The 26,935-nt window shown below is 73.6% G+C and carries 24 protein-coding genes; 17 read left to right on the top strand and 7 right to left on the bottom strand.

The genetic code is table 11. From position 1 onward, the window contains the following. Positions 1 to 66: 66 nt before the first annotated feature. On the bottom strand, positions 67 to 1,044 hold the full coding sequence (locus tag ACFVVA_RS09915; RefSeq protein ID WP_387687618.1) for an STM4015 family protein: 978 nt from the start codon (positions 1,042 to 1,044) through the stop codon (positions 67 to 69). Between the two features lie 201 nt (positions 1,045 to 1,245). Here ACFVVA_RS09915 and ACFVVA_RS09920 point away from each other — a divergent pair, with 201 nt between their 5' ends. From ACFVVA_RS09920 to ACFVVA_RS09935, 4 genes are all read left to right on the top strand, one after another. Further along, positions 1,246 to 1,572, top strand: coding sequence for a hypothetical protein (locus ACFVVA_RS09920; protein WP_359904002.1), 327 nt, complete (start codon positions 1,246 to 1,248; stop codon positions 1,570 to 1,572). Positions 1,573 to 1,699: 127 nt separating this feature from the next. Continuing rightward, the gene (locus ACFVVA_RS09925) at positions 1,700 to 2,818 is read left to right on the top strand and encodes a DUF6745 domain-containing protein (protein WP_387687620.1); all 1,119 of its coding nucleotides are present in this window, start codon (positions 1,700 to 1,702) and stop codon (positions 2,816 to 2,818) included. 114 nt (positions 2,819 to 2,932) lie between these two features. After that, on the top strand, positions 2,933 to 3,775 hold the full coding sequence (locus tag ACFVVA_RS09930) for a MerR family transcriptional regulator (RefSeq protein WP_387687622.1): 843 nt from the start codon (positions 2,933 to 2,935) through the stop codon (positions 3,773 to 3,775). Beyond that, positions 3,772 to 4,989 carry a glycosyltransferase gene (locus ACFVVA_RS09935; RefSeq protein WP_387687624.1) on the top strand — a complete coding sequence of 406 codons (1,218 nt, stop codon included), beginning with the start codon at positions 3,772 to 3,774 and terminating at the stop codon, positions 4,987 to 4,989. Before ACFVVA_RS09930 ends, ACFVVA_RS09935 begins: the two co-directional genes overlap by 4 nt. Positions 4,990 to 5,250: 261 nt before the next feature. Here ACFVVA_RS09935 and ACFVVA_RS09940 read toward each other — a convergent pair whose 3' ends face one another. Continuing rightward, positions 5,251 to 6,024, bottom strand: coding sequence for a methyltransferase domain-containing protein (locus ACFVVA_RS09940; RefSeq protein ID WP_387687626.1), 774 nt, complete (start codon positions 6,022 to 6,024; stop codon positions 5,251 to 5,253). 876 nt (positions 6,025 to 6,900) lie between these two features. Here ACFVVA_RS09940 and ACFVVA_RS09945 point away from each other — a divergent pair. The 4 genes from ACFVVA_RS09945 (at position 6,901) to ACFVVA_RS09960 (ending at position 11,308) form a co-directional block, all read left to right on the top strand. Then, positions 6,901 to 8,106 carry a phosphatidylserine decarboxylase gene (locus ACFVVA_RS09945; protein WP_387687628.1) on the top strand — a complete coding sequence of 402 codons (1,206 nt, stop codon included), beginning with the start codon at positions 6,901 to 6,903 and terminating at the stop codon, positions 8,104 to 8,106. A gap of 27 nt (positions 8,107 to 8,133) precedes the next feature. Next, positions 8,134 to 9,546 carry a hypothetical protein gene (locus ACFVVA_RS09950; protein ID WP_387687630.1) on the top strand — a complete coding sequence of 471 codons (1,413 nt, stop codon included), beginning with the start codon at positions 8,134 to 8,136 and terminating at the stop codon, positions 9,544 to 9,546. Then, entirely contained in the window at positions 9,543 to 10,274 is a 732-nt protein-coding gene (locus ACFVVA_RS09955) for a pyridoxamine 5'-phosphate oxidase family protein (protein WP_387687632.1), read from the top strand. The genes ACFVVA_RS09950 and ACFVVA_RS09955 overlap by 4 nt, the downstream gene beginning before the upstream one ends. A 272-nt stretch (positions 10,275 to 10,546) precedes the next feature. Beyond that, positions 10,547 to 11,308 (top strand): class I SAM-dependent methyltransferase, encoded by a 762-nt coding sequence (locus tag ACFVVA_RS09960; protein WP_387687634.1) that lies wholly within the window; start codon positions 10,547 to 10,549, stop codon positions 11,306 to 11,308. A gap of 56 nt (positions 11,309 to 11,364) precedes the next feature. On the opposite strand, the gene ACFVVA_RS09965 is transcribed toward ACFVVA_RS09960, so the two are convergent. Continuing rightward, a complete protein-coding gene (locus ACFVVA_RS09965) occupies positions 11,365 to 12,966 on the bottom strand; it encodes an ABC-F family ATP-binding cassette domain-containing protein (RefSeq protein ID WP_387687637.1) in 1,602 nt (533 codons plus the stop codon). A gap of 272 nt (positions 12,967 to 13,238) precedes the next feature. On the opposite strand from ACFVVA_RS09965, the gene ACFVVA_RS09970 reads away from it, so the two are divergent. Further along, the gene (locus ACFVVA_RS09970) at positions 13,239 to 14,159 is read left to right on the top strand and encodes a RimK family alpha-L-glutamate ligase (protein ID WP_387687640.1); all 921 of its coding nucleotides are present in this window, start codon (positions 13,239 to 13,241) and stop codon (positions 14,157 to 14,159) included. A 102-nt stretch (positions 14,160 to 14,261) separates the two neighbouring features. Here ACFVVA_RS09970 and ACFVVA_RS09975 read toward each other — a convergent pair whose 3' ends face one another. Beyond that, entirely contained in the window at positions 14,262 to 15,596 is a 1,335-nt protein-coding gene (locus ACFVVA_RS09975) for an NAD(P)/FAD-dependent oxidoreductase (protein ID WP_387687643.1), read from the bottom strand. Between the two features lie 540 nt (positions 15,597 to 16,136). On the opposite strand from ACFVVA_RS09975, the gene ACFVVA_RS09980 reads away from it, so the two are divergent. Both ACFVVA_RS09980 and ACFVVA_RS09985 read left to right on the top strand, forming a co-directional pair. Then, a complete protein-coding gene (locus ACFVVA_RS09980) occupies positions 16,137 to 17,300 on the top strand; it encodes a magnesium and cobalt transport protein CorA (RefSeq protein WP_387687645.1) in 1,164 nt (387 codons plus the stop codon). Between the two features lie 229 nt (positions 17,301 to 17,529). After that, complete coding sequence (locus ACFVVA_RS09985) at positions 17,530 to 17,691, top strand: hypothetical protein (RefSeq protein WP_387687647.1); 162 nt, start codon at positions 17,530 to 17,532, stop codon at positions 17,689 to 17,691. Positions 17,692 to 17,694: 3 nt separating this feature from the next. Here the strand turns inward: ACFVVA_RS09985 and ACFVVA_RS09990 are convergent, their stop codons facing one another. Further along, positions 17,695 to 18,051 carry a hypothetical protein gene (locus ACFVVA_RS09990; protein ID WP_387687649.1) on the bottom strand — a complete coding sequence of 119 codons (357 nt, stop codon included), beginning with the start codon at positions 18,049 to 18,051 and terminating at the stop codon, positions 17,695 to 17,697. 121 nt (positions 18,052 to 18,172) lie between these two features. Between ACFVVA_RS09990 and ACFVVA_RS09995 the strand changes: the two genes are divergently transcribed. From ACFVVA_RS09995 to ACFVVA_RS10010, 4 genes are all read left to right on the top strand, one after another. Further along, positions 18,173 to 18,769 (top strand): XRE family transcriptional regulator, encoded by a 597-nt coding sequence (locus ACFVVA_RS09995; protein WP_359900727.1) that lies wholly within the window; start codon positions 18,173 to 18,175, stop codon positions 18,767 to 18,769. A gap of 63 nt (positions 18,770 to 18,832) precedes the next feature. Continuing rightward, positions 18,833 to 19,891 carry a signal peptidase I gene (gene lepB / locus ACFVVA_RS10000; RefSeq protein ID WP_387687652.1) on the top strand — a complete coding sequence of 353 codons (1,059 nt, stop codon included), beginning with the start codon at positions 18,833 to 18,835 and terminating at the stop codon, positions 19,889 to 19,891. A 180-nt stretch (positions 19,892 to 20,071) separates the two neighbouring features. Next, entirely contained in the window at positions 20,072 to 20,365 is a 294-nt protein-coding gene (locus ACFVVA_RS10005) for a hypothetical protein (protein WP_387687655.1), read from the top strand. Positions 20,366 to 20,459: 94 nt separating this feature from the next. Next, positions 20,460 to 21,119: a zinc ribbon domain-containing protein gene (locus ACFVVA_RS10010; RefSeq protein ID WP_359900736.1), complete on the top strand. Its 660-nt coding sequence runs from the start codon at positions 20,460 to 20,462 to the stop codon at positions 21,117 to 21,119. 82 nt (positions 21,120 to 21,201) lie between these two features. On the opposite strand, the gene ACFVVA_RS10015 is transcribed toward ACFVVA_RS10010, so the two are convergent. Further along, entirely contained in the window at positions 21,202 to 22,860 is a 1,659-nt protein-coding gene (locus ACFVVA_RS10015; RefSeq protein ID WP_387687657.1) for an LCP family protein, read from the bottom strand. Between the two features lie 225 nt (positions 22,861 to 23,085). Here ACFVVA_RS10015 and ACFVVA_RS10020 point away from each other — a divergent pair, with 225 nt between their 5' ends. Next, a complete protein-coding gene (locus ACFVVA_RS10020; RefSeq protein WP_387687659.1) occupies positions 23,086 to 23,496 on the top strand; it encodes a hypothetical protein in 411 nt (136 codons plus the stop codon). Positions 23,497 to 23,695: 199 nt separating this feature from the next. After that, entirely contained in the window at positions 23,696 to 24,904 is a 1,209-nt protein-coding gene (locus tag ACFVVA_RS10025; protein WP_387687661.1) for a trans-sulfuration enzyme family protein, read from the top strand. A gap of 63 nt (positions 24,905 to 24,967) precedes the next feature. On the opposite strand, the gene ACFVVA_RS10030 is transcribed toward ACFVVA_RS10025, so the two are convergent. Beyond that, complete coding sequence (locus ACFVVA_RS10030) at positions 24,968 to 26,737, bottom strand: SpoIIE family protein phosphatase (protein ID WP_387687663.1); 1,770 nt, start codon at positions 26,735 to 26,737, stop codon at positions 24,968 to 24,970. Between the last annotated feature and the right edge of the window lie 198 nt (positions 26,738 to 26,935).

Below are 26,935 nucleotides of genomic sequence, written 5' to 3' on the forward strand. Positions count from 1 at the left end.
GAGTGGTCGAGTGGTCGAGTGGTCGAGTGGTCGGTCGGGCGAGTGCGTGCGTGCGGGAGGTGACGGTTACTCGGCCACGGCCACGTAGCGCCACCGGTCGTCGGGCTTGCCGGGCTCGGAGAGGTCGACCTCGACCCCGGTGAGGGCCTGGCGCAGGCGCTGCTGCATCTCCTCGGTCAGGTAGTGGTGGTGCAGGTCGAGGGAGCGCAGGTGGGTGAGGGGCTGGCCCTCCAGCAGGGCGGTGGCGCCCTGATCGGTCAGCACGCCCATCGAGAGGTTGAGCGACTCCAGCCTGGCGACGACGGGCGCGTGCGCCACGGCGGCCGCGATGTCGTCCTGAAACTCGCTGTTCTGGAGGCCGAGGTGGCGCAGGTCGGGGAAGCGGGTGCCGTCCAGGAACAGCGCGACGTCGGCCATCGTCGCGTCGCCGCCGTAGTTGTCCACGCCCAGCCAGAGCTCCAGCCGCTCCAGGGCCGGGAAGTCGCAGCCGGCCACCGAGCGCACGACCGAGCCCGGCAGGCCGCCGGCCTCGAAGCGCAGCGCCTTGAGCGCCTCGTGCCGCAGCGGCCGCAGGGCCAGACCGCCCTTGCCGTCCCAGTCCTGCGAGGCGCCGCGCACCACCAGCTCGGCCAGCCGCGGGAAGGCCGTCAGCAGCGGTGTGATGTCGCACTGCTGGATCCAGGAGATCTCGCACTCCTCGTAGGTGATGTCGCCGACGAACAGCGCGCGCAGGGCGGGCAGCCGGCCGGCGGCGGCGACGATCGCCTCCATCGGCTCCTGGAAGCCGTCCGGCTCGTCCGGGGACCACTGGCCGATCACCAGGGCGGTGACCCGCTCGGCGTCGACGGCGGCGAGGAACTGCTCCCAGCGCTCGGCGAACGTCGCCTCGGACTCGTAGTCGAGCTTGACCCTCCAGGCGGCCGAGGCCGCGTCCGGCAGCTCGACGGCGCCGGATCCGCCCTTCTCCTCGGCCTCCTCCAAGGCCTCCACGAAGTCGAAGACGGGGAGACCGTGGAACCGCTCGATGTGGTCGTTGACAGTCATGCGCTGCTCCTCCGGGATCTGGGCCGAACAACTGTCTACCAGCCGGGACTGACAATCCGGCGGCCGGGTCGCCGCCCGGGCGCGTTGTCAGACCCTTGCTCTATGTTCGGGTCCTGGCTCCGGAGAGTGACCGCGGCAGACGCGGCGGAGCCGTGGGTTCCGGCGTCCGCCGGGGTCCGGCCGTACGGCGAGGGAGGACTGATGTACCGCCAGGGCGATGTGCTGATCGTGCCGGTAGAGGAGAGCGCGGTGCCGCCGCGGGTGGCGGGGCTGGCCGTGCAGCCCCGGGACGCGCGGGGCCGGATGGTGCTGGCGCTCGGCGAGGTCACCGGGCACGCCCACGCCGTGGTCGGCCCCGGCGAGCTGCGCCGCGAGACCGGGCCGTTCGGCGCGGGCTGGCTGCACCTGCCCGAGGGCGGCCGGGTGGTGCACGAGGAGCACGCGGCGATACCGCTGCCCAAGAGCTGGTACCGGGTGGTCCGCCAACGGGAGTACGCGCCCGGCGCGGTGCGGGTGGTCGCGGACTGACGACCGCTCCGCCCGCCGTACGGGGGCGGCACGCGGGTGGGGCACGAGGGCAGGGCGCGGCCGGGGCCGCGGCACGGGAACGGGAACGGACGGCCGGGCGGGGAGCCCGGCCGGGAACGGAGCAGGGATGGAAACGGTGATCCACGACGAGGCCCACGGCGACCGGGCACAGGCGCGGGAGCTGTCCGGGCCGGCCGAGGCGACGGCCCGTTGGCGGGCGGCCGGGGCGGCCACCGGGCCGGCGGACAGGGCGGCGGCCGAGCGCGCCGTCCGGGCCGCCTACCGGGCGGCCGGACTGCCCGAGCCCGCGGCCGTCCGCTGGTTCGGCTCGCCGCTCGCCGCGACCGAGGCGGCCCTGGACTTGCGGGCCGCCGGCGCGCAGAGCGTGCGTGAGGCCGTGCGCACCCGGCCCTGGGAGGAGGCCCGCCGGCGGGCCGTCGAGCAGGTCGGCACCAGCGGGTGGGCGGGCCACTGGGCGCTCACCGGTGGCGAGCTCGGACCGGTCACCACCCCGCTCGCCGACCGACTGCGCAACGCCGTGCTCGACCGGCTCGCCCCCGAGGCCGACCGGGAGGCCGACGCCGCCGTGGCCGAGGAGGCACGGGACCGCCGCACCACCGTCCGGCTCGCCCTGCTGGACGCCGTGCGCGGCCAGCACGACGCGCCGTGGTTCGCCGCCTTCGAGGCCGCCGGGGCGAGTGCCGACGCCGTCGCACCGCTCGCCGAACTGGCCCGGGAGGCCGGCTGGTGGTGGCCGTACCGGGAGGTGGTCCTGCTCAGCGAGCGGCCGGCCGTCCTGCACCGCGACGAGGCCGGACGGCTCGACCGGGCGGACGGGCCCGCCCTGGAGTACGCCGACGGCTTCGCCCTGCACGCCTGGCGCGGCATGCCCGTCCCGCCGGAGTTCCTGGCCGGCCTGGCCGAGGTGACCGTCGAGCGGATCCGCACCGAGGAGAACGCCGAGCTGCGCCGGGTCCTGCTGGAGCACTACGGCTACGAGCGCTACCTGGCCGACTCCGGCGCCGAGCCCGTCCACCGGGACGAGACCGGGGTGCTCTGGCGGATCGTCCTGCCCGACGACGAGCCGGTGGTGATGGTCGAGGTGGTCAACTCCACCCCCGAACCGGACGGCACCCACCGCACCTACTGGCTGCGCGTCCCCCCGAGCACCCGCACCGCGCGAGCCGGGGTCGCCTGGACCTTCGGCATACCCGAGAGCGCCTACCACCCGCAGCGCGAGACCTGATCCAGGGAGCCTCCAGCCATCCGGAGCGGGCCCCTGAGCTGCGCGTGTTGACCCTCACCCCACGTCAGGCCGCACGGTGGGGCGCAGCGAACGAACGGATGATCGGAGGGACGCATGAGCTGGTCGGTGGGCCAGGTCTCCGGCTTCGCCGGGGTCACGATCCGGACCTTGCACTACTACGACCGGTCCGGGCTGCTCGCGCCCAGTGAGCGCAGCCCGGCCGGCTACCGGCTCTACAGCGGCGCGGACCTCGCCAGGCTCCAGCAGATCCTCTTCTACCGGGAGCTCGGCTTCCCGCTCGACGAGATCGCCGACATCCTGGCGGATCCGCAGGCCAACGCGCTCGACCACCTGCTGGCGAGGCGGCAGGCCCTCACCGAGCAGATCGGACGCCTGCAGAAGCTGGTCGACGTCGCCGAGCGGGCCATCGAGGTCCGGCGCACCGGGGTCGAGCTGACGCCGCAGGAGCGCTTCGAGGTCTTCGGGGACGTGGTCTTCGACCTCAGCTACGCGGCCGACGCCCACCTCAAGTGGGGCGAGCGGGACAGCCACCGGGAGGCCCTGGCCCGCGCCGCCACCCACTCCAAGGAGGACTGGCAGCAGCTGATGGCGGAGGCCGCCGAGTGGCGCGGCCGGCTGCTGGAGGCCTTCGACGCGGGGCTGCCGGTCGACCACCGGACGGTGCTGGACCTCGCGGAGCGGCACCGGCAGCACATCACCCGGTGGTTCACGCCCTGCCCGCCGGAGATGCACTGCCGGATCGCCGACGACTACGAGGCGGACGCCCGGGCCTTCGCCCTGGTCGTCCCGCCGGCCGAGCAGCGCCCGGGCCTGGCCGGTTACCTCCGTGCGGCCATCGGCGCCAACGCCGAGCGGCGTGACGCGAACGACCTCGATGCGACCGACCTCGACGGCAACGACGTCGACGGCGACGACCTCGACGGGGCGGCCCGATGAGGATCCTCGTCATGGCCGCCGGATCGTACGGCGACGTCGCCCCCTACACCGGGCTCGGGGCGCACCTGCGCGGTGCGGGGCACGAGGTCGCGCTCGCGGCGCCCGAGGCCTTCCGCGAGCTGGTGGCCGGCAGCGGCCTCGACTTCCGGCCGCTCCCGGTCGACCCACGCGGCGCGGGTGCCGGGCCCGCGCGCGGGCGCTCCGAACTGCTCGCGCGGGCCGCGGCGTTCATCGGGCAGCTGGGCGACGGGCTCGCGGACGCCACCGCACCCGGCGCCGATCTGCTCCTGCTGAGTATCACCACCGCGCCGCTGGGCTGGCACCTCGCGGAGGCGATGGACGTTCCCAGCCTGGGGGTCTACCTGCAACCCACGCTGCCGACACGGGAGTTCCCTCCGGTCGTCGGGGGCGGCCGCTCGTTGGGGAGCTGGGGCAACCGGGCGGCGGGGGCGCTCGGCCAGCGGGTCGTCGATCGTCTGCACGCCGAGGCCGCCCGCCGGATGCGGTCGCGGCTCGGACTCCCGGCGCTCTCCCAGACCGCGCGCCGGCGGGCCGTGGAACGGGCGCGCTGGCCGGTGTTTCACGGCTTCAGCCCGACCGTCCTACCGCGCCCGGCCGACTGGCGGGAGGGGCTGCGGGTGGTCGGCAACTGGTGGCCGTACGTACCGGACGACCACCGCCTCCCGGCCGAGGTCGAGGACTTCCTGCGGGCGGGACCGCCACCGGTGTTCATCGGCTTCGGCAGCATGGCGGCCGGGCAGGGCGAGCGGCTGAGCACCCTCGCGGTGGAGGCCCTGCGGCGGGCGGGCGTCCGGGGCGTGCTGCAGGCCGGCTGGGCCGGGATCGCGGGGGAGGGCGACGACGTGCTGACAGTCGGCGAACTCCCGCACGCCCGGCTGTTCCCGCACATGGCGGCGGTCGTGCACCATGCGGGCGCGGGCACGGCGGCCGCGGCCCTGCGCGCGGGCGTGCCGAGCGTCCCCGTCCCGGTGACGGCGGATCAGCCGTTCTGGGCCGGTCGGCTCGCCCGGCTCGGTGCCGCCACCACGCCGGTGCGGTTCGCCGACCTGACCGCCGACCGGCTGGCGGAGGCCGTCCGGCAGGCCGTCGAGGAGCAGCGGCTGAGGGACGGGGCGCAGGAGGCGGCCCGCGCGATGGCGGAGGAGGACGGCGCGGCCCGGGTCGCGGAGGCGGTGGCGGCATTGGACCGGTAGGGGAGGAGCGGACGGGCCGTCGCGGGGCTCGGGCCAGGGCCCGCTCCAGTCGGTTGAGCACCACGGCGGTGCGCAGTTGCGGCGCGACGGGGGCGCAGTGGTCCCCGGCGCCCCAGACCGGCGCCCCAGACCGGCGCCCCAGACCGGCGCGCGGACCCGCGGCCACTGCGGTGAGACGGGGTTCGAGGCCCGAGCGGCGCGGATGGTCGGGATGCCGCTCGGGCCGCGGCCGCGGGGACCGTGCCGGAGTCTTTCGGGAGGTCAGGATGCCCGGGCGATCAGGACGGGCTGGAAGAAGCCGGTGTCGACGGGCTGCTCCCAGCGGATGCCGGACAGGCCCGCCTCGGCGGCGAAGGCGCTCAACTGGTCCTGGGTGAGCGCCCAGTAGGTGGAGCGGCGAACCGCGACCTGCCACTCGCCGGCGTCGTCCGGAAGGAGGCGGAAGAGTTCCAGGTCGTACCGCTCGCCGTCCTCGCGCCACTGCCAGAGCTGGAAGAGGACCGACCGTCGGCCCTCGTAGTCGGCGGTCTGCGGCGACGTGGAGGCGGGCCGGGTGCGGCGCAGCTCGTCGTACGGGCGGGTGGTGACGAGCAGCAGTCCGCCGGGACGCAGGACCCGTCGCATCTCACCGAGCGCGGCGCGGACGTCCTCGGCTGTGAGCAGGTGGGGCAGCGCGTTGTCGGCGCAGACGACGACGTCGAACCGTCCGTCCGGGAAGGGGAGTTCCTGCATGTCGGCGGCGGCGGTGGGCAGCCGGACACCGCGCTCGGCGGCCTCGGCGGTGGCGCGGGCGGCGGAGACCGGGCTGAGGTCGCTGCCGGTGACGTGGTGGCCGAGCGCGGCCAGGCCGATCGCCTGGGTTCCGATGCCGCAGGCGCAGTCCAGCACCTCGGCCGGGCGGTCACCGAGGTGCCGGCGGATCAGGGCGTCCAGCGCGGCGCCCTGGCGGGCGACGGAGGCGTTCCAGTCGGGGTAGAGGAGGTGGTAGTCGTCGGCGAACGCGTCGTAGAAGCGGCCGAGGGCGGAGTCGGTCATGGCGTCAGGGTCTCCATGGGAGGCGGGAGGCGGGAGGCGGGAGGCGGGCGGGCGCGGGCGCGGCGACCGGCACGTCCGCCACGGCGCTATCCTCGCCCGGGCACACCGGCACGGAGTACCGGTTTTCCGGAGCCACCGAGGGGCGGCAGGGTACGGCCACCGGACGGTGACGCCCGGTCGGACGGACCGCCGCCGGTGCAGCCGATCAGGCCGTCGGCGAGGTTCTCCAGCGCGCCGAGCCGCACGCCCCACTGGTCGTCCAGCCAGGCGGGCCCGGGTGGATCGGTGCTCGGGTCCAGGGCAGCCAGGCCCACCCGGGCATGCCGCAGCCGCAACGGCAGCCCGCACCAACGCCCTTGCCTCACGAGCCTCGGAGTGCCCGCCCGGCGCGGGGACTGCCGCAGCGCATCTGGAGCGTGCGCGGATGGTGACGGAGTGGTGCGAGTCCGGCTGATAGGCATCGTCTGCGGCCGAGTTCGACAGGTGTCCCGAGACGCGTTCGGGTCGTCGGCGGCGCGAGTTCCTGGAAGCCGAGGGGTGAGGACGGTCAGGGCCCGCGCTGCCGCAGTGGCGCCCGGCTGGGCGGCGCGGATCGCGGTCGCTCCTCATCGGGTGCCTCGGTGGGCCGTTGGAGGGACCGAGGGCGTCCGAGACGGCCGGGCGCGTCCACCACCGGTACCGGCCTTCCGTGCCGAAATGCCCCTGTGGATCTGCTGCTTCAGGGCCGTCCGCGGCCGGGAGCGACACGCGGCGTACCGCCGGGCGGAGGTGGTTTCTAGACGAACGGCGTAGCTGCGGGCGCGGTTCTTCGCGGGTCGGGACGTACTGGTGAGGGCGCAGCGCCCGGGGGTCCCATCGCACGGAAGGAAGCGGGACATGGCCTCGCAGAACATCAAAGAGCTCAAGGAGAAGGTCGAGAAGCTCTACGATGACGAGGAAAGCGATTTCAGGCGCAAGTTCGACGCGGCGATCAGGGGTTTGACGCCGCCCACGGTGTACCCGGACTCCGACGTCTACAAGGACTGGCGAGGGGCGACCGGAAAGACCCTGGCGGAATTCTTCGTCGAATGGTACGACTGGGATTGGAAGCAGCCCATCTCCGACGGGCTGAGATACATCCGTAAATTCAGCTGGATCAGCTATGAGAACGCCGCGGGGCTCGCGTTCGTGACCAGCGAATCAGGACGTGAGGTGCTGGCTGACTTCACGCAGCTGCAGGGCCGGCAGATGGACTCAACGGATTCCGAGAAACTGGTCCAGAAGTGGATCGATGAACTCGGCCCGAAGCGGATGGCCGATTTCAAGAAGGGGGACTGGTCGACCCTCAACAAGTTCTTCATCAGGGAACTGAAACCCGGCAAGCGGCCGATCGACTACCCCGACGACCCCAGCGTCGTGACCGCCCCGACCGACTGCATCGTCAACATGATCGTCGACAATCTGGCGCCCGACACGCCGCTCCCGATCAAGGCGGCCGTGACCATGAGTGTCAGCAGGCTGCTCGACGGCTCCAAGTACGCCGAGAAGTTCATCGGTGGCACGGCCGTGTCGTGCATCCTCATGCCCGACACCTACCACCGCTACCACGCCCCGGTCGGCGGCCGGGTGGTCGAGGCCCGCGACGACATCGGCGGCGTCTACTACGGGATCCGGGACTTCCCCGACCTGCTCAACAAGGGGAACGTCGGCTACGGGTACGACTACAGCCTGTTCGAGGACTTCCGCCGCGGATACGCCATCATCAAGACGCCGTACGTGGACCACAACGGGGATCCGGACGGCGAAGGCTTTGTCGCCCTGGTACCGGTCGGCCTCAACTCGATCGGCTCCGTGAGGTTCCTCGATCCGTTCCGGAGGATCACGGAGGAGTCGACCCCGGTCGAGGTGAAGAAGGGCGACGAGATCGGCTACTTCCAGTACGGCGGTTCACTGAACATCCTGCTGTTCGAGGAGAAGCGGTTCCCCGCACTCCAACTCCTCCTGGGCCAGCGCATCGGAGTCCTCCAGGAGGTCGCGCACACCGAGCGCTACATCGAGCGCTACGTCCGCCCGCTGCCCGGGCGCGTTACGCCGACGTCCTGACCTCCCTCCCGAAACGGAAGGTGAACCATGCCCCGTCAGCCCGTTTACGCGATCCCGGCGAACGCCTTCAACACGCAGACGATCCACTTCTGTCCCGACCCCGGGAAGAAGGAGGAGGAAGGAGCCCCGAAGACGGTCCGGTCCTACGCCGGGTACGCGGACGTCGACGGCCCCGGCACCGAAAGGAGCCGCTTGTTCCACTGGTTCTTCGAGAGCCAGACCTGCGACCCCCACGTCGACGCCGACGAGCAGAAGGACCTGATCGAGAAGACCCCTCTGTTGATCTGGCTCAACGGCGGTCCCGGCGCCTCGTCGCTCCTGGGTCTGTTCCTGGAGAACGGGCCGCTGCGCGTCGGTGACGACGCCGCCGGGACCATTTCGGTCAGCCCCGACACCTGGAACCAGGAAGCCCACGTCCTCTACTGGGACCAGCCGGTCGGCTCGGGATACAGCTACTGCAGGACGTCGGAAACGTACGTCGAGGACGAGGACGAACTCAGCGAGATGTTCCACCGGGCGCTGGTTCAGTTCTTCGAAACGTACCCGGAGTACCAGAAGTGCCCCCTCTACGTCTGCGGTGAGAGCTACGCGGGCAAGTACGTGCCGTACATCGCCCGGAAGATCCACCAGGAGAACCTCAAGAGGCCCAGGAAGCACCTCAATCTGCAGGGGATCGCCGTAGGCAACGGCTGGATCAGACCGGAACTCTCGATCCGCGTCATGATCGACTACGCCTATGCGTCCGGATTCCTCGGCAAGGGCCAGAAGGACGTCCTGGACTCCTCGTACAAGCACTTCCAGGACGTCCTCAAGGCCGGCGAGATGAAGAAGGCCACCGATCTCGGCAACGGCCTGGTCAACGCGATCCTGGCCTACGGAGGCGACTTCGACGTCTACGACGTACGGCGCTGGGAGGACCTGTCCGCGGGTGCGCTGCCCGTCTACCTCAACACCGCCGCCGTCAAGGAGGCCCTGCACGTCGACCACGCGTGGGAGTCCGCGGACAACTCCGGTCCGGTGGCCACCGCACTGAAGGCCGACAACATGGCGGATGCCTCGTCGCTGTACGCCGAGCTCATCCACGCGAAGGAGAACTACAGGGTCCTGCTCTACACCGGGGACTTCGACACCGCCTGCGGCTACCAGAGCACAGAGGAGATCCTCGACGAGATCATGAAGGACGGCTGGCAGGAGGTCCCGCGGTTGATCTGGAAGCAGGCGCAGGGCAACCCGAAGGGCTTCGTCCGCAGCCTCAACAACGTCACCCAGGTCGCGGTGCCCGACGCCGGGCACGAAGTACCGGCCTACCAGCCGCGGATCTCCCGGGAGATGCTCTACAACTGGCTGTTCGACCGCCCCTTCCACGGCCAGGACCCCGAGAGCGCGGCCCGGGCCATCCTGGCCAAGGCCCTGGAGGACGCCAACGAGGAGAGAGGATGAGCGGTCACTTCAAGAGGACGAAGGAGACGGCCGACCTGGCGGCGGCCACGGCCGTCCTCAAGCAGGGCTACGTCTGCACCCTCGCCCATGTCGACCCCGAAACGGGCCGGCCGAGGTGCGTGCCCATGGTCTACGCGTACCACGAGGAGGGGGACGAGCGGCTCCTCTATCTGCACGGCTCCATCTACTGGCCGCCGCAGACCGAGCTGGCGCCTTCGCTGCGGCAGCTGTGGAACGACGCCGGGGTCCACGTCTGCCTGGCCGTCACCCTGCTCGACGGCCTCATCGTCGGGCGGGCGGCGATCAGTACCTCCCTCAACTACCGCTCCGTGGTGGTGGACGGCATCGCGCGGAAGGTCGATCCGGCGGACCGGGCGAAGGCGTTCGAGGCGCTCAGCAACCAGGTCATCCCGGGCCGGTGGCCCGAACTGCGCCCGATCAAGGACGGCAAGGGCGGCGAACTGGACTCGGACGGGGAGCACACCCCCACCACCGGGGTCCTCTCCGTCAGCCTGACGGAGGACGCGACGGTGAAGGTCAAGCGGCACCACGCCGCCGAGCCGGAGCACGAGAACCAGCAGGACTGGGACTGGGACCACGGCAACGCCTGGGGCGGTGTGCTCCCGATGCGCCAGGTGTACGGGCCGGCGGTTCCCGACTCGCACGTCAAGGACAAGGACGCCGACCCGCCGGACCCCGTCCAGCGAGTCATCGGCAGGACCACCTAGGTTCTCTTCGTTCCGGTCACGTCGGATCAGCGGGCGTCGTTGGAACGCGTGCATTCGCGGTGCGGAGGAGGGAGTCCACGCGGAGCATCGGCGACCGACGACAAGCCGTCGAGGTGCGTGCTCCGGCGACGCCCGCCCGGCGTGATCCGAAAGAAGAGGATCTTCATATTCCGGTTCAGGCTGCGACCTTGAGCAAAGAGCTCAACTGGTCGGGGACGGCCCGGGCGCGAATTCCGCTGGCCGGAGGGCATCGTCGCCGCGATGATGCGGACATGCGCACCTTCGAAGAGCTGATCGCCGAGGCCGAGGCCGTGTCCGTGGACGGCTGGGACTTCTCCTGGCTGGACGGCCGGGCCACCGAGGAGCGGCCCTCCTGGGGCTACCAGCGGCTGCTGGCCGGGCGGCTGGGCACGGCGACCGCGGCCCTGGACGTCCAGACCGGTGGCGGCGAGGTGCTCGCGGGCGCCGTACGGCTCGGCGGGCGCCCGCCCGTGCTCGCGGCCACCGAGTCCTGGCCGCCCAACGTGGCCCGCGCCACCGACCTGCTGCACCCGCTGGGCGCGGTGGTGGTCGCGGACCCCGACGAGCCGCCGCTGCCGTTCGCCGACGGGGCCTTCGACCTGGTCAGCAGCCGGCACCCGGTGCGGGCCCGGTGGACGGAGATCGCCCGGGTGCTGCGCCCCGGCGGCACGTACTTCGCCCAGCACGTGGGCCCGGCGTCGGCCTTCGAGCTGGTCGAATACTTCCTCGGGCCGCAGCCGGAGGCGCGCGAGGGCCGCCGCCCCGAGCGGGAGAGCGCCGAGGCGCGGGCGGCCGGGCTGGAGGTGGTGGACCTGCGGTCCGAGCGGCTGCGGATGGAGTTCCGGGACATCGGTGCGGTGGTGTACTTCCTGCGCAAGGTGATCTGGATGGTCCCGGGCTTCACCGTGGCCGGGTACCGGGACCGGCTGCGCGAGCTGGACGCCCGGATCCGGGCCGAGGGCCCGTTCGTGGCCCACTCGGCGCGCTTCCTGATCGAGGCGCGCAAGCCGTAGCCGGCCCACCGGACGCCGGCCCACCGGGCAGCGGCCCGGCGGGCCGGCGTCGAAGCTCAGGACTGTGCGACCAGGTCCAGGTACGCGTCGTGCCAGAGGTCCTCGTCGCCGTCCGGCAGGAGCAGCACGCGGTCGGGCCGGAGGGCCTCGATGGCGCCGGGGTCGTGGGTGACCATCACGATCGCGCCCGGGTAGCTGCCCACCGCCGTCAGGACCTCCGTGCGGGAGGCCGGGTCGAGGTTGTTGGTCGGCTCGTCCAGCAGCAGGACGTTGGCGCCGGAGTGCACCAGGGCGGCCAGGGCGAGCCGGGTCCTCTCACCGCCGGACAGCACCCGGGCCGGCTTGTCGGCGTCGTCTCCCCGGAAGAGGAACGCGCCGAGCACGTGCCGCAGTTCGCCGTCGGTCAGGCCGGGCGCGGCCGCGGCGAGGTTGCCGTGCACGCTGAGTGCCGGGTCGAGGGTGTCGTGCTCCTGGGCGAAGTAGCCGAGTCGCAGACCGGAGCCGGGGACGACGCGGCCGGAGTCCGGTGTCTCCCGGCCGGCCAGGATGCGCAGCAGGGTGGTCTTTCCGGCCCCGTTCGGGCCGAGCACGACCAGCCGGCTGCCGCGGTCCACGGCCAGGTCCAGTCCGGTCAGCACCGGCCGGCCGCCGTAGGACTTGGCGAGGCTGATCGCCCCGAGCGGCATCCGGCCGCACGGGGCGGGCTCGGGCAGCCGGATCCGGGCGGTGCGCTCGGCCTGCCGGACGGGTTCGAGTTCGGCGAGCATCCGGTCGGCCCGGCGGGCCATGCTGCGGGCGGTGGTCGCGGTGGCGACGTTGGCCCGCATCCGGTCGGCCTGCACGTGCAGGGAGGCGGCCTTGCGTTCGGCGTTGGCCCGCTCCCGGGTGCGACGGCGCTCGTCGGCGGCGCGCTGGGTCAGATAGGTCTCCCAGCCGGTGTTGTGGATGTCGATCGTGGCGCGCTGGGGATCCAGGTGGAAGACCCGGTTGACGGTCTCCGCGAGCAGCCGCAGGTCGTGGCTGATCAGTACCAGCCCGCCCTGGTGGGTGGCGAGGAAGCCGCGCAGCCAGGCGACGGCGTCGGCGTCCAGGTGGTTGGTCGGCTCGTCCAGCAGCAGGGTGCCGTGGTCGGCGAACAGGATGCGGGCCAGCTCGACCCGGCGGCGCTGGCCGCCGGAGAGCGTGCCGACGGGCGAGCCCATCAGGTGGGTGGGCAGGCCGAGCCCGGCCGCGACCCGGGCCGCCTCGGCCTCGGCGGCGTAGCCGCCGCGGGACTGGAACCCGGCCTCGGCCCGGACGTACGCGTCCATCGCCCGGCGTTCCTCGGCCGGTGACCCGGCGTGGGCCATCGCCGCCTCGGCGGCGCGCAGCACGCGGACGGCGGTGTCCAGGCCGCGGGCGGACAGGATGCGGTCGGTGACGGTGACCGACGGGTCGGCGGCGCGGGAGTCCTGCGGGAGGTAGCCGACGGCTCCGGTTCGGGTGACGGTGCCGGCGGCGGGTGCCAGCTGCCCGGCCAGGGTGGCGAGCAGCGTGGTCTTGCCGGCACCGTTGCGGCCGACCAGGCCGATCCGGTCGCCGGGGGCGATGTGCAGGGTGACGTCGGACAGCAGGAGACGGGCGGCGACGCGCACGTCGACACCACGGGTGGTGATCACGGGATGACGCTCCGAAAAGGCTAGCGAACAGACGGGTGGCGTGGAAGCGGTCCGTCGGCTAGGAAATTCGGGGCGTGGACATGGGGCCACGGTAGCGGGAGGGGTGGACCGGACGCATCCGAATTAACGGGGCGGCGCGGGGTGGTCGGCCGCGGCGGGGCCCGGAGGGCCGGCCGGTCCGCCCGGGGCGGACCGGTTTTCGGCCATGCCGGAGGCGGATGGCGCGCGGGGCCTCCTTGTCATGGTCGCGGCGCAATCGCTTGCATGTCCGCATGGGCCGACGCGATCTCGTACTCCTGACCGACCACAGCTCGACCGAAGGCAGCCGGCAGGTGCTCGCCGCCGCCGCGCGGACGCTGACCGGCCGGGAACCCGTCCAGCTGGACGCCCGGCACTTCATGACCGGCGGCAGCGGTCTGATCGAGAGCGACGACGCGGGCGGAATCCGGCTGGAGGCGGGCGGCCGGGCGGTGACCGCCGACACGGTGATCGTCTACGAGATCCCGCCGCACCGGCGCCGCGCGTTCGAGGGCTGCCAACGGCGGCTGCGCGGCTTCGGCGCCCGCTCGCTCGGTACCGACGCCGAGGCGTGGCGGGCGGCCACCGAGAAGGACGCCACGGTCGCGAGCTTCGTCCGGGACGGCGTGCCGCACATGCCGAGCATCGCGCTCTCCAGGCCGAGCCCGGAGGCCGCCACCGACGCCTTCGCGGCACTCGGCGGCGACGTCTGGGCCAGGCCCTGCATCGGGATGGGCGGCGACGACGTCTTCCACCTCACCACCCGCGCGCAGCTCGACGCCGCCTTGCGGCACTACGCCCGGGCGGGCGCGGACTGGCTGATAGCCCGCGACGCCCGGAACGTCCTCCCGGACGGGCGCCGCCACCAGTACCGGGTGGTGGTGCTGCAGGGGCGCGTGGTCCGGGTCGTCGAGCACGTCCAGGCGGACCCGGACGCGCCCTGCAGCGAGAGCCGGGGGGCCGTCTCCACGCTGCTCGACTACACCGAACTGCCGGACGGACTCGCGGAGTCGGCCATCGCGGCGGCCGCCTCCACGGGTCTCGACCTCGCCGGGGTGGACCTCGCCGCCGAGAGCGGCGGCGTGGTCTTCGAGGTCAACGTCCACCCCGCCTTCGGCCGGCGCGGCCTGGAGCAGGTGGCACTGCCGTACGTCGCCGCGCACCTCGGCGAGTAGCGCCGGGGGCATCCCGCCGGTGCCCGGAACGCCCTGGTGGCGCCCGGAAGGCTCCGGTGCCCGGAACACCCCGCCGGTGCCCGGAAGGCTCCGGTGCCTGCCTCAGGCCCGCAGGACCGCCGCGAGCACCGACGGCCGGAACAGCGCCGACGGGGGCGCCACCAGCGACATCACCTCGTGGAACACCGCGGTGACCGCCGTGTCCAAGGTGCTGGCCGCCAGCACCTTGTCGAAGAAGCTGTGCTGGAGCCCGATCAGGGCGCCCGAGGGCGCGCCGGTGGTGGCGGGGAAACGGGCGTCCTCGGCGCAGGAGATCACCCAGGGGATCTTGGACGCCACGGCGACGGCGCGCCGCGCGGCCCGGGCGGTGGCGTGTCCGATGCCGCCGTGCCGCTTCGCGGTGCGGCGGAGCTCCCGGGCGCAGAACAGCGCGACGGTGACGCCCTGCCCGTACACCGGGTTGAAGGTGCTCGCGGCGTCGCCGACCACCACCAGCCCGTCCGGGCAGCTGCGCTCGTAGTGCCGGCGCACGCCCGGGCCGGGGTGGAAGCCGCGGACCTCGCCCGCGGGTTCGGCGTCCCGCAGCATCTCGTGCAGGAGCGGGTCGCGCAGCAGGCGCAGGTGCTCGGTGAAGCCCTCCTCGCCGGCCGCCGGCTCGGCGCCGCGCATCCCGGCGAGGCTGACGATCCAGCGGTCGCCCTCGACCGGCAGCAGCACGCCCATGCGCTGCGCGTCCGGCGCCTTGGTCTGGAGGTAGGCCGCCCGGCCGACGGTCTCGGACCCGTCCGGGCGGTGGAACATCCGGGAGACGTACGCGACGCCCGCGTCCACCCGCTCCTCGGGCACCGGCGGGCAGCCCAGCTCGGCGAGCCACTTCGGCACCGAGGTCGAGCGGCCCGTCGCGTCCACCACCAACTCGGCGGGTATCTCCCGGACTTCGCCGCGCTCCTGGCCGCGCTCGCGGACCTTCACCCCGGTCACCGCGGTCGCCGTGCCGAGCAGTCCGACCGCGTCCGTGCCCTCCAGGAACTCGATCGCGGGATGGGCGCGGACCCGGTCCAGCACGAACGAGTCCAGCAGCGACCGGGTGCAGGAGAGGAAGCTCACCTGCGCCGGGTACTCGGCCAGCCACCCGGCGGAGCAGAGCCACTTGACGTCCGAGGCGGCGACCCGCTGCGCGCCCGCGGCCACCAGCTCCTGCTTGATGCCGGGCATCATCTCCTCCAGCAGCCGGTGCCCGGCCTCCAGCACCAGGTGCGCGTGCCGGCCCTGCGGCACCCCCGCCCGGAACTCCGCCCCCGCCGGGTACCGGTCCCGCTCCACCACCACGATCCGCTCGGCGAATCCGCGCAGCGCCCACGCGGCCGCCATTCCCGCGAGCCCGCCGCCGATCACCACTGCCGTACCCCGCCCCGGGGCCCTGTCCGAAGAAGTCATGACACGTAGCGTAGTGGCGTGCTCGCCTCCCCGTGATCACTTCGCTGCCGACGAACAGCCCTGCCCGGCGGGGCCGTTGACGGCGCACGGCGGCACCGGACGGTCCGCGGGGCGTGCATGGGGCGTGCGCGGGGGCGGCATGCGCGGGCGGCGGACACGGTCCGGGGGCACGGGCCACGGCGGGCCCCGGCCGTAACCCCGACTGTGACCCCGGCCGTAGCCCCGGTCGGGGCCCGGGTCGTGCGGGTACTAGACTCGACGGGATTGTGCTGGCGCCCCTCCCGGTGCGCAGGCGCGCGGAGGCGAGGAGGTGAGGGCCGTGGAGTGCAGTAGTACGGGTCGAAGTCGGCCCCGCCCCCGGTTGTCCCGCACCACTCGCGGCCCCCGGCACACCTCCTCCCGTACGGCTCCCGCGCGGCACTGACCTCGTCCTCCCGGCGAGGCGCCGCCGGTCGCGCCGTGCGCGTGGCGGCCGGCCGGGCGCCTCCGGTCCGCCGTGTCCCCTTGCGGCGGCCGGGCATCCACCGTGGAGGTCCCGCCATGTCCGACTGGCGTGTGCGCGCCGTGCGCGCGAGCAAGCGTCCGTTCTCCCGTTCCGTCGTCCGGCCCACGGACACCCAGCCCGCGCCCGAGCACTCGATGGACCCCCGGCCCGACCAGCCCGTCGAGCCGGTGACGCTGGAACGCTCCGTGGTGGACGCGGCCGTCTACCGGGACGGCCGCCGGACGGACGCGCCCACCGACCTCGCCGACATCTACCGCACGCTGCCCGACCGGCCCGGCACGATGGCCTGGATCGGGCTCTTCCGCCCCGCCGAGGCACAACTGCTGGAGGCCGCCGACCGGTTCGACCTGCACGAGCTGGCCGTCGAGGACGCCATCGTCGCCCATCAGCGGCCGAAGCTGGAGCGCTACGGCGACACCCTGTTCGTGGTGCTGCGCGCCGCCCGTTACCTGGACGAGGCGGAGGAGGTCGACTTCGGCGAGATCCACCTCTTCGTCGGCCCCGACTTCGTGCTCACCGTCCGGCATTCCCAGGCCCCGGACCTGTCGGCGGTGCGCCGCCGGCTGGAGGCCGACCCGGAGCTGCTGGCGCTCGGCCCGGAAGCGGTGCTGTACGCGGTGCTGGACGCCGTGGTCGACGGCTACGCGCCGGTGATCGCCGGCCTCCAGCACGACATCGACGAGATCGAGACCGAGGTGTTCGGCGGCGACCCGCAGGTCTCCCGCCGCATCTACGAGCTCTCCCGCGAGGTGATCGAGTTCCAGCGGGCCACCCGCCCGCTGCTGGAGATCATGAAGAGCCTGGAGGCGGGCTTCGGCAAGTACGGCACCGACGAGGAGCTCCAGCGCTACCTGCGCGACGTCGCCGACCACGCCACCTACGCCGCCGAGCGGGTGGACGGCTTCCGGCAGATGCTCCAGAACATCCTGACCGTCAACGCGACACTGGTCTCGCAGCGGCAGAACGAGGAGATGAAGCAGCTCGCCGAGGCGGGGCACGCGCAGAACGACGAGATCAAGAAGATCTCCTCCTGGGCGGCCATCCTTTTCGCGCCGACACTGATCGGCACGGTGTACGGGATGAACTTCGAGACGATGCCGGAGCTCAAGTGGGTCTTCGGCTACCCGTTCGCGATCGGGCTGATGGCGCTGGTGTGCACCGGACTGTACCTGGTGTTCAAGAAGCGGGACTGGCTGTAGGCCGGAGCCCCGGGCCCCGCTGATCCGGGCTCCGCTGACCCGGGCCCCGCTGACCCGGGCCCCGCTGACCCGGGCCCCGCGCCCCCGGGGCCCGGGGCCGCTTCTGCGCGTCGGCCCCGCACTCCGCTTTCCTCACCGGACGGTGACGACTCGGCCTCGTTCCAAGGACGTTCGGTGCCGACCCGGGATCGGAGGGGGACCCTTCCCCGGGAGCGGGGAGGGGGTCCGGATGCGGGCGATCGCGGGGATGATGACGGCGGCCGTGGTGATGGGGTTGCTGCTGGGCGGGGCGGTGAGCCTGCTGCTGTTCGCCTTCACGGACTGGTTCGACCCGATCGCGCGGTGGGTGCACGTGCACGGCTTCCTCCTCTGGGGCCACGGCAGAACCTAGGCATCAGCCGGGCAGCAGTCGCTCGTACTCGGCTTCCGGGTCCAGTTGGCGCCGGTACTCGACGTGCAGCCGGACGGTGCCGTCCGTTCCGGCCAGGCGGTCGAGCGGGCCGGCGCCGGCCGGGAGCGGGTGGGGCTGCGGCCACTGCTGTGCGAGGACGGCCAGCGGGGTGCCGTCGGCGGTGCGGACCACCCAGGTGGCGCGGCCGCCGCCGATCAGCGGGAGCCGGGGCCGGGGGAGGCCGAGGGCGGTGAGCGCCGCCGGGGTGTCGAGGTGGTCGGGGAGGCTGAGGGTCTCGGCGTGCGGGGCGTCGGCGTCGTCGCCGGCCGCGACGCTGTCCCGGGTGAGGAGGATGCGCATGGCGGGAGGATAGGCCGGAGCCGTGGGCGAGCGCCCGGAGTGTGGCCCGCGTGGGTGGCGGCGGGGCCTCACCCGTGTGCCGGATTGACAAGGGGCATTGCCGTACCGGCAAATGGCAGGCATGGCCGACGAAGACTTCGAGAACGTCCTCACCACGGTGGGCCCGCGGCTGCGGGCGCTGCGGCGGGAGCGCGGCACCACGCTCGCCAAACTGGCCGCCGTCACCGGCATCTCGCTCAGCACGCTGTCCCGGCTGGAGTCCGGGCAGCGCAAGCCGACGCTGGAGCTGCTGCTGCCGCTGGCCCGGGAGTACCGGGTGCCGCTGGACGAACTGGTCGGCGCCCCGGCCACCGGCGACCCGCGGATCCACCCGCGCCCGGTGACCAGGAACGGCCAGACCATCGTCCCGCTCACCCGCCACCTGGGCGGCCTGCACGCCTACAAGCACATCGTGCCGCCGGGCCGGAACGCCGGACCCGAGCTGGAGCTGAAGGTCCACGAGGGGTACGAGTGGCTGTACGTGCTGTCCGGACGGCTGCGGCTGGTCCTCGGCACCCACGACCTGGTGCTGACGGCGGGTGAGGCCGCCGAGTTCGACACCCGCACCCCGCACGCCTTCGGCAACGCGGGGCAGCAGCCGGTGGAGTTCCTCAGCCTGTTCGGGCCGCAGGGGGAGCGCATCCACGTCAGGGCGCGCCCGGGAACCTCTGTTCGGTAGGTTCGTTCCTGACAGGGGGTCTTCCTACCGGCTCCCGCCAGGCCATCGGGAGGGGCCGAGGAAATGACTGTGCAGCAGAGCGCGGAGTCCGGCGAGAGCGGCGGAGCCGGGGAGCGTGCGGAGGCCGGGTACGGCCGGGCGGAGCCGGGTGCGGGCAGCGCGGTGGCGGAGGGTGCGGGCGCGGGCGCCGGTGCTCCCGGCGGGATCGGTGCACCCGGGAGCGCGGGTGCTCCCGGGAAAGCCGCTCCCGGGGAGGGCGGTGCCCCCGGGACGACCGTCGCTCCCGGGGAGGCCGACGCTCCCGGGACGGCCGACGAGGAGGCCGAGCGCCCCCGGAAGAAGCGCCCGTTCTGGCAGGAGCTGCCGATCCTGCTGGTGGTCGCGCTGCTGCTCTCGCTCGGGATCAAGACCTTCTTCGTGCAGGCCTTCTCCATCCCCTCCGGCTCGATGGAGCAGACCCTCGCGATCGGCGACCGGGTGCTGGTCGACAAGTTCACCCCGTGGTTCGGCGCCAAGCCCGAGCGCGGCGAGGTGGTGGTGTTCCGCGATCCGGGCGGCTGGCTGGAGGGCACGCCGACGGCCTCGGGCGACTCCGTGATGGGGACCGTCCAGAAGGCGCTCAGCACCGTCGGCCTGATGCCCTCGGCGGACGAGAAGGACCTGATCAAGCGGGTGATCGCGGTCGGCGGTGACACCGTCGAGTGCGAGGCGGGCTCGCCGCTGAGGGTGAACGGCGTCGCGCTGGACGAGCCGTACCTGTTCCCGGGTGCGACGCCCTGCGACAACGACCCGGTCGGCACCGTCACCGTGCCCAAGGACAAGCTGTGGGTGATGGGCGACCACCGCAACAACTCGCGGGACTCCCGGTGGCACCACAACGAGACCGGCGACGGCTTCGTGCCGGTGGACAACGTGGTCGGCCGGGCGTTCGTGGTCGCCTGGCCGTTGTCCGACTGGTCCACGCTGCCGGTCCCGGACACCTTCGACAAGGTGCCGGCCGGGGCGGCGGGCGCGGCCGGCGCGCCGTTCGAGGCGCCGCCGGCGCCGGAGGCCGCCGCACTGGCCGGCGTCGTGCCGCTCGCCCTGTGGCAGCGGCGGCGCTCGGCGCGGAAGGACCGCTGAGGCCGGCTCGCCCTCCCGGAACCCGGCCGACCGGCTTCGATCGGGTTCGATCGGCCTCGACGGAACTCCTCCCACTGACATCTACACGCCTGTAGAGTTCAGGAGGTGAGCTGAACGCCCGGCCGTCGGCCGCCCCGAGCGGGGCGCCCGGCGGCCGGGTCCGGGTCGGGAGGCGGAGCCGTGATGGAGAATCAGTGCAGCCCCGGGGACGCCGGAGGTCCGGCGGGGCCGGAGCCGGCGGGAACGGATCAGACAGGACCGGAAGCGGCGGCCCGGGACGTCCGCTGGGTCTACCAGCCGGTCGAGGTTGACCTCGGGGACGGCGGCTGGGCGCTCGGCCGGATCAGCGCGTGGTGGCAGGACGCGGCCGGGCAGCGCTGGTGCCGGCTGCGCATCGGCCGCGGCGGACAGCCCGCGCTCTGGCAGCCGTTCGACCCGGCGCGGGTGCTGCTGCTGCCGGTGTCCGGGCTCTGAGCAGGCCGGTCGGACGTTCCCGGTGGAACCGTTCGGCGGGCCCCGTCGTCCCTGGGATCGACCGCTGACAGGCCATTTAGCGACCGGGGACGATGTGACGTCGGAGATCTACTTCAGCAGCAACTACCGCGACCTGTGCGAGCAGCACGGCACCGGCGCGGGTTTCCAGTTCGAGTTCTCCTGCTACCGCTGTTCGGACACCTGGCGTTCGGCGTTCGAGCCGTTCCGGACCGGTCAGGTGGCGGGCTGGATAGGCAAGGGCGTCAGCGCGGCCTGGAACCTCATCGGCGGCAACGCCAACACCATCAGCAACGCCGCCGACGGTCTGGCCGGCCAGACCTGGGGCACCTCGCGGGACGAGGCCTTCCAACGGGCCATCACCAACGCCCAGTCCCACTTCAACCGCTGCGCCCGGTGCACCCATTACGTCTGCGGCCGCTGCTTCGACCCGGCCCAGGGCCTGTGCCACACCTGCGCCCCGGACACCGCGGCCGAGGCGGTGGCGGCACAGCACCGCGGCCTCAACGACACGGTCACCGAGCGCGCGTACAAGTCCGGTCAGCAGTCCGGGGCCGAGTTCGACGTCAACGCGCCGCGTCAGCTGGTCTGCCCGCAGTGCCACACCGAGACCCACGGCACGCCGTTCTGCCCCGGATGCGGCTTCCGACTGGCGCAGCCCGTCCAGTGCACGAGCTGCCACAAGGACGTCCCGGACGGCGCCGCGTTCTGTCCGTCCTGCGGGACGAGACGCTGACACCTCGTCCGCAGGACGGCGGGGCGCCCCCGGAGCGACGGTCCGGAGGCGCCCCGCCGTCGTGTGCGCGGGACGGACCGGCTCAGCCGTACGAGAGGTTGGCGCAGGGATCGTCGTCGGCCGAGCGGGCGGCGCCGCTGACGCTGGTGGGCAGCGGGGCCGGGGCGGTGGGGGCGCCGCCGGGGGCCGCGGTGGCGGGGCCGGCCGGGTTGGCGGCGGCGAAGTCGTGGCCGAGGACGACGCTGACGCCCCGGCCGCCGGGCTGCACGGTCGCGCCGGGGAACAGCTTGGCGACCGCCTCGGCGGCGGTGCGCTCGCCGGTGCCGTACTCGACGACGGTGGTGCTGCGCGGCTTGCCGACCGCGTTGCCGACGCCGGCGACGGTGTAGCCGGCGCCCTTGACGGTCTCCGCGGCCCGGCCGCCGAGCCCGGACTCGCCGGTGCTGTTGAGCACGGAGACCTTCACCTCGGCGGCCTTGGCGTCCGGGGCCGGGGCCGGCGCGGGCGCGGCCTCGGCGGCGGGAGGGGCGGAGGGGGTGGCGGCGTCGGCCGGGGCGCTCGCGTCCTGGCCGTCGATGGTGCGGTCGGCCTTGAGCGCGGCCCACAGCTGGTCCACGTCGGGGTGCACCAGGGCGACCCTCGGGCCCTCGTAGCGCCAGGGCACGGTGAGGAACTTGATGTCGTGCAGGTTCACGTCCTTGAGTTCCATGGCGAAGGAGAGCAGCTTGGCGGCCGAGCCGAGGCCGGGGTCGACGGTCAGTGACCTGGTGGCCGCGTCGGCCAGCGGCAGCAGCGTGGTCGGGTCCATGCCGCGGGACTTGACCTCCTTGATGAGGGAGGACATGAAGGCCTGCTGGCGCTTGGTGCGGCCGATGTCGGAGCCGTCGCCGATGCCGTGCCGGACCCGGACGTAGTCCAGCGCGGCCTGGCCCTCGACCTTCTGTTTGCCCTTGGGGAAGAGCAGCTTCCCCTTGTGGCCGAGGTTGGGGTTGAGGTCCCCCTCGTGGATGTCGTTCGGCAGGCAGACCTCGACGCCGCCGACCGCCTTGGTCATCGCGGCGAAGCCGTTGAAGTCGACCACGATGGTGTGGTCGACGCGCAGGTTGGTCAGCTTCTCGACGGCGTTCTGGGTGCAGGCCGGGTTGCCCTGGTCGCTGTCGCCGACCGAGAAGGCGCTGTTGAACATCACATTGGTCTGCTCCTTGGTCCACTTGCCGTTGGGGAGCTTGCACGGCGGGATGGTGACCAGGGAGTCGCGGGGGATGGAGATGCCGACGGCGTGCTTGTGGTCGGCGTAGACGTGCAGCAGGATCGCGGTGTCCGAGCGGGCGCCGCCGTCCCCGCCGCCGCCCAGGTCGCTGTTGCCGTTGCCGCGGCTGTCCGAGCCGATCATCAGCACGTTGACCGGGGTGCGGCCCTGGGCGTCCGGGGTCGCGGCCTCCGGGCGGTCCTTGCTGAGGGCGTCGCCGTCGAAGGTGTTGATGTTGCTGTTCAGCCGGTAGTAGAGGCCGGCGCCGCCGAGGACGGCGAGCGCGGTGCAGCCGGCGGTCGCCCAGAGCACCTTCTCCTTGGTGCTGCGCTTGGGCTTCTTGCGCGCCCGGGCCGCTGAACGGCCGTCCGATATGCTCGCACTGTCCGGGTTCCGGTCGTTCTTCTGGCCGGTTCTCCGGCCGGTGGCCCGGCGTCCGCCCGCACGGTGCGGCGAATTCTCGGCTTCGGGGGAACCCTTTCGGCCAGACACGTCGTCATCCTCCACAGTTGCCACGCGAGCCCCCGTCGAAAAGCGGCGGGTTCGCGTGGCCCGGGGCCGGAGCCGATCCGGGCGTGACCCGTCGCTAAACTTTTACACCGCTGTAGAACTTCAGTGGAGCATACTAGGCGCGGATGGGAAAACCAGCTGGTCAGACCATGAGAAATTGGTCAGAGCGGCTGTTCCGCGCTGCTCCGGACCCGTACGAGGAGCACGATGACTGATCGGATAGCACGTTCGATAGCCGGCGCCCTGGTGGCCCTGCTGGCCGCCGCCGGCCTCACCGCGGCGGCATCGGGCGCGGCGGCGGTGGCCGCACCCCGAACCGTCGCGGCCGCCGCCGCGCATCCGGGAGCCCCCGCGGGTGCCGCCGCGGACGGCGGCGCGCAGATCGGCACGGAGGCGCGCGCCGCCTCCGCGATCGCCGCCACGGCCGCCACCTCCGCCACCTCCTCCGCCGCCGATGTCGCGCACCTCGCGGCCAAGGACGAGAAGAAGAAAAAGGGCTTCTTCGCCAAGCTGGGCAAGTTCCTGCTGGTCGTGGTCATCCTGCTCATCCTGCTCGCCGTCCTGCTGATCGTCGGGATCGTCTACGCCGCCAAGCGGATCTTCAGCCGCCGCAAGTAGCCGCGCGCCGCCAGCACCGGCCGTGCACCGCTGTGCACCGGTCGTTTGCTGGCCGAGCGCACCGCGCAGCGCGCACGGCCGCGACCCGGGCGTTCGCCGCCGCCAGCCGGGCGGTGGAGCCGGAACGACCGCCCGGGGCGGGCCACTTGACGCCGATTGGCCCTGGCCGGGGTGCCGGGGCCCCCCGAGGATGGGCGCCATGAGCGACTTCCACACCCAGGAGAGCCCCGAAGGGCTGCGCCCCGAGAGCCGGGTCGTCCACCCGCCGCTCGCCGACGTCACCGGCAGCCGTCCGCTCGGCGTCCCGCTGCACCAGGGCCACCTGTTCGCCTTCGACACCGGCGACGCACTCGCCGGGGCCCACGACGGACCGGGCGGTGCCTTCCTCTACAACCGCTTCGGCAACCCCACCGTCCGCTCGCTGGAGCAGGCCGTCGCCGGACTGGAGGGCGGCACCGGCGCCCTCGCCACCGCCTCCGGCATGGGCGCGATCAACACCGCGCTGCTCTCCCTACTGCGCGCCGGCGACCACGTGATCGCCCAGCGCAGCCTCTACGGCGGCACCGTCGGCGCGCTGACCGACCTCACCGAGCGTTGGGGCGTCGAGGTCGACCACGTGAGCGGCGACGACCCCGCCGGGGTGACGGCCGCGCTGCGGCCCCGCACCCGGGTGCTGCTCCTGGAGACCGTCTCCAACCCCACCACCCGGGTCACCGACCTGCCCGGGCTGATCGCCGCCGCCCGGCGGGCCGGGGTGGTGAGCGTCGTGGACAACACCTTCGCGACCCCGCTGCTGTGCCGCCCGATCGAACACGGCGCGGACATCGTGATCCACTCCGTGACCAAGTACCTGGGCGGGCACTCCGACGTGCTCGGCGGAGTCGCCGTCTTCGCCGACCCGGAGCTGCACCGGCGGGTCTGGCGGCGCTCGCTCGAACTCGGCGCCTCCGCCGACCCGTTCGCCGCCTGGCTGACCCTGCGCGGCATGCAGACCCTCGCCCTGCGGGTCCGCCGCCAGTGCGAGACCGCGCTCGACCTGGCCGGCCGGCTCGCCGCCCACCCCGCGGTCACCGCCGTCCACTACCCGGGCCTGCCCACCCACCCCGACCACGACCTCGCCCGACGGCTGCTGCCCGACGGCCACGGCGGCGTCCTGGCCTTCGACCTGGCCGGGGGCCGGAAGGCGGCCGGCACGTTCACCGAGTCCGTCCGGCTCGCCTCGCTGGCACCGTCCCTGGGCGACGTGCACACCCTGGTGATCCACCCGGCCAGCACCTCCCACCGGCAGCTGTCGGACGAGGAACTCGCGGCGGCGGGCATCGGGCCGGGGACGGTGCGGCTGTCGGTGGGCATCGAGCACCCGGAGGACATCTGGGCGGACGTCGCGCGGGCGCTGGCGAAGGTGTGAGCCCGAGCGGTGCGGCCGCCGGCGCGGGTGGGTCCGTCGGCGCTGCCGGGGCCGCCCGGTCGGTCAGCGCTGCCGGGGCCGGGCCACCAGGAGCGCGATGTCGTCCTCGGCGGCCGGGGCCGGTGGCGGGGCGAGGGAGCGCAGGACGGCGTCGAGCAGGTCGTCGAGGTCTCCGGCGGCGGGCAGCCGCAGCGCCGCCAGCCGCTCCAGCGAGACGTCGATGTCCTCGCCCCGGCGCTCGACCAGGCCGTCGGTGTAGAGCAGCAGGGCCTGCTCCGGCAGGAGCGGGTGGGCGGTCTGCTCGTAGCCGCCGAGACCGGTGCCGAGCGGCGGGCCGGTGGGGACGCGCAGCAGCTCGGTCGGCCGGCCGGGGGTGATCAGGGCGGGCGGCAGGTGGCCCGCGCTGGAGAGGGTCCAGCGGCCGCGGCCCGGGTCGGCGAGGGCCAGGAGGCAGGTGGCCGGACGGGCGGAGTCGTCGGCGGAGATGATGTTGTCGAGCTGACGCAGGATCCGGTGCGGGGGCAGGTCCATCCCGGCGAGGTCGCGCAGTGCCGAGCGGTAGTGGCTCATGTCGACGGCGGCCTCGACGCCGTGCCCCATGACGTCGCCCATGGCGAGCAGGGTGCGCCCGAACGGCAGCCGGACCGTCTCGAACCAGTCGCCGCCGACCACCGACGCGCTCCCGGAGGGCAGGTAGCGGGAGGCGAGGACGAGGTTCTGGTGCGGGTTGCCGGGTTCGCTCAGCAGCGCCCGCTGGAGTTCGAGGGCGATCTCCTGGGAGCGGGCGAAGCGCCGGGCGTTGTCGAGGGCGGTGGCGGAGCGGGCGGCGAGGTCGCCGAGCAGGGCGGCCTCGTCGGGGGTGAAGGCCGGGCCGGAGGCGGTGCGGCCGAGGGTGAGCAGCCCGATCAGGCGGCCCCGGGCGGCCAGCGGCAGGACCAGCAGCGAGGCCGTCCCCGCCGGACAGCCGTCCTCGGGGCCGGGCTCGGTGAGCACGGCGACACCGCCGGCCAGGCTGCGGGCGGCGGCCGAGCCCTCCCGGTGGCGGATCGATTCTCCGGACCGGGGCAGCTCGGCGAGGGCGGCGGCCAGCGCGGGCACGGACCGGGCGCCGGCGCGGCGCAGCCGCTGGGGCGCGCCGTGGCCGGCCCGGGCGGGTTCGGCCTCGGGCGGCAGCAGGTCCACGACGGCGAGTTCGGCGAGCCGGGGCACGGCGAACGCGGCGAGCTCGGCGCCGGTGGTGGCGATGTCGAGGGTGGTGCCGATCCGTTCGGTGGCGGCGTCCAGCAGGGCGAGCCGGGCCCTGGCGCGTTCCAGCTCGCGGAGTTGGTCGCGGGCGGGGTCGGGGTCGTCCAGGACGACGACGACCACCCCGGTGGTCCGCCCGGAGCGCCGCAGTGCCCGGTAGCGCACCCGCAGGCCGGGCGGCACGGGGGCGCCCGCGCCGTCCGGGCCTCCGGTGGCGTGCTCGCGGGCGAGCCCGTCGGCGAGCACCCGGCGCAGGATGCCGAGGGCCCCGGCGAAGGCGGTGGTCCCGGCGGCCCGGCCGAGCAGGTCCGCGCGGCGCAGCCCGGTGGCGGTGGTGAACGCGGCGTTCAGGTACTGCCAGCGCAGGCGCTCGTCGAGCAGCGCGACACCGACGGGGGCGGCGGCCAGGACCTCGCGAAGCCGCTCCGGATCGTCGCCGCCGGTGTCACCGCCGCTGTCACTGCCGCTGTCACCGCCGGTGATCGCGCCGAGCCGGGCGGCGAGGGCCGCCGCGGTCGCCGCCAGGGACCGGGTGTCCGGTGTCGCGGGCCGCGGACCCTCTGCTCGGTTGCCGTGCCGGAAGTGCATACGCCCATGATCACGCGCCCGCGCGCGGCACGCCCACAGGTGGGTGAAACGTTGACCGGCCGGAGACGGTGCTGTAACGGAACACCCGGACGGCCCGGACGGCTGCGGGGCCGACCGCGCGGACATCCGCGCCGCCGTACGGATACGGCAGGCGAACGCCGGATGATCACCGGTCATACTTGGGCGGCGGCGCCCGAC

Source organism: Kitasatospora sp. NPDC058048, from assembly GCF_042885555.1.
In the GTDB taxonomy this organism is placed as follows: Bacteria; Actinomycetota; Actinomycetes; order Streptomycetales; family Streptomycetaceae; genus Kitasatospora; species Kitasatospora lactacystinica.